Consider the following 1,786-nt stretch of genomic DNA (forward strand, 5'->3'; position numbering starts at 1 on the left):
AACCGGCTCCGTTGTAGGGTGGATAAGGCGCGCCGCTCGGTGGCAGGGACTCGGCACGGCGGTCGCGCGCGCCGCATCCACCAGAGGTCGCGCGGTGCCGCCCAAATTTGGAATTGCTGTAGCACGGGCCGGCCGTCGTCCGTGGAGCGCACGAGTGCTATCATGATGAGATACGAGCCCCTGCCCCGAGACGCCTGACCATGACCGCCGCCGCCCTGAAACCGCGGGTCGACACCTTGGAATATGCCCTGCAAGTCCTGGCCGAGCAGGCGGCGCGCACCGCAGCCGAAGTGGAGCGCCTGAGTCTGGAGATGCGGGAATTCAAGGATGAAATGGGCGAGTTCAAGAACGAGATGAGCGAGTTCAAGAACGAGATGAGCGACTTCAAAGACGAGACCCGACGCGAGCATCGCGAGCTCAACCGCAAATGGGGGGAGATGGCCAACAAACTCGGGACCATCGTCGAGGATCTGGTGGCACCCAGTCTGCCGCGTGTGGTCCATGAGGTCTGCGGTGAGGAGATCATCGACCTGTCGGTGCGACGCAAACGCAAGCTCCCCGACGGGCGGGTGCAGGAATTCGACGCCATCGCCGTCACCCCGACCCTGGTGTGTCTCAATAGCACCAAGTCGACCCTGCGCAGTGCCGATGTGGATGCGCTCATCGGGGAGATCGATCAGTTGCGCGAGTTCTTCCCCGAGTTCCGCACCACCCCGGTGATCGGCATCCTCGCTACCCTGGCCGTCGAGGACAGCGTACTGCGTCATGCCAGCCGCCAGGGCTTCGTGGTCCTCGCCATCGGCGATGAGCTGATGGAGGTGCGCAACCCGCCCGGATTCGTGCCGCGGCGCTGGTAGCGCGCTGAGGGCGCTGTCGGCGATGGGCGGCGCGACTGGACGAGGCGGCGGAGTCGGCGCGGCGCGCGTCCAATCGCGGTGCTATGCTCGCCCGTCTCCCTGCTGCCGAGGAGTTCGCCCGATGCGCTTCTTCAACACCGAAGGTCCGGTCCGGCCGGACGACCACTACACCCTGCCCCCCTGGCGCGCTGGGATCTGGACAAGGTCCTCGCACTGATCGATCAGAAGAAATACTTCCTGCTCCACGCGCCCCGTCAGACCGGCAAGACCTCCTGTCTGTTGGCGCTGATGGCGTATCTGAATCGGGAGGGGCGCTATCGGGCGCTCTATGCCAATCTGGAGGGCGCGCAGGCTTATCGCGAGCAAATCGACCCGGCCATGGCGACGATCGTCACCGACATTGCCGCTGCCGCCGGTGTCTGGCTCGGTGACCGCGAACCCGCGCGTCAGGCGGCGGCGGTCTTGGCCGGTACTCCGCCCGGCTCGGCACTTGGGGTATTTCTGACCCAATCGTGTCAGAACGCGACCCAGCCACTGGTGCTGCTGCTCGACGAGGTCGATGCCCTGATCGGCGACACCCTGATCTCGCTGCTGCGTCAGCTTAGGTGATTCCCGAGAATGTTTATACCAAGCAGGCCGGCGTGATCAGGATGTCCCACTTGGGAAGTGTCGGACTCCGTTCCAGCCGCGCCTCGACAGACCGCATGGCCTCTCTAGGGTTCCTTGACGAACAATTTTCTGCGCGCATGCGTCAAGTTTGGAGCGGCGCGAGTTTGGCCTGATCGAAGAGGTCCGTGAACGCCTGTTGCAGTCGGCCCATGGCGGTCGCGATGGCGCGGTGAGCCGCCTTGGGGCAACCGTCGAAGAGTTGGATAATCCTGGGCGCAGCATACGGCTGTGGACCTTGGTAAAGAACAGCGCGCCGCGGA

2 protein-coding genes are annotated in these 1,786 nt (G+C 64.6%); both read left to right on the forward strand.

Features of this window, described 5'->3' with window-relative positions:
* Positions 1-200 precede the first annotated feature (200 nt).
* Positions 201-857, forward strand: a complete 657-nt coding sequence (locus QZY03_RS31470) for a hypothetical protein (RefSeq protein WP_295588315.1) — start codon at positions 201-203, stop codon at positions 855-857.
* A 78-nt stretch (positions 858-935) separates the two neighbouring features.
* A complete protein-coding gene (locus QZY03_RS31475) occupies positions 936-1,466 on the forward strand; it encodes a hypothetical protein (RefSeq protein ID WP_295588317.1) in 531 nt (176 codons plus the stop codon).
* Positions 1,467-1,786: the final 320 nt, after the last annotated feature.

This window comes from uncultured Lamprocystis sp. (genome assembly GCF_903933125.1).
Classification (GTDB): Bacteria; Pseudomonadota; Gammaproteobacteria; order Chromatiales; family Chromatiaceae; genus Thiodictyon.

Bases quoted from the DNA above. Each gene is read 5' to 3' on its own strand.
- QZY03_RS31470 (WP_295588315.1), top strand. From the start codon at position 201: ATGACCGCCGCCGCCCTGAAACCGCGGGTCGACACCTTGGAATATGCC.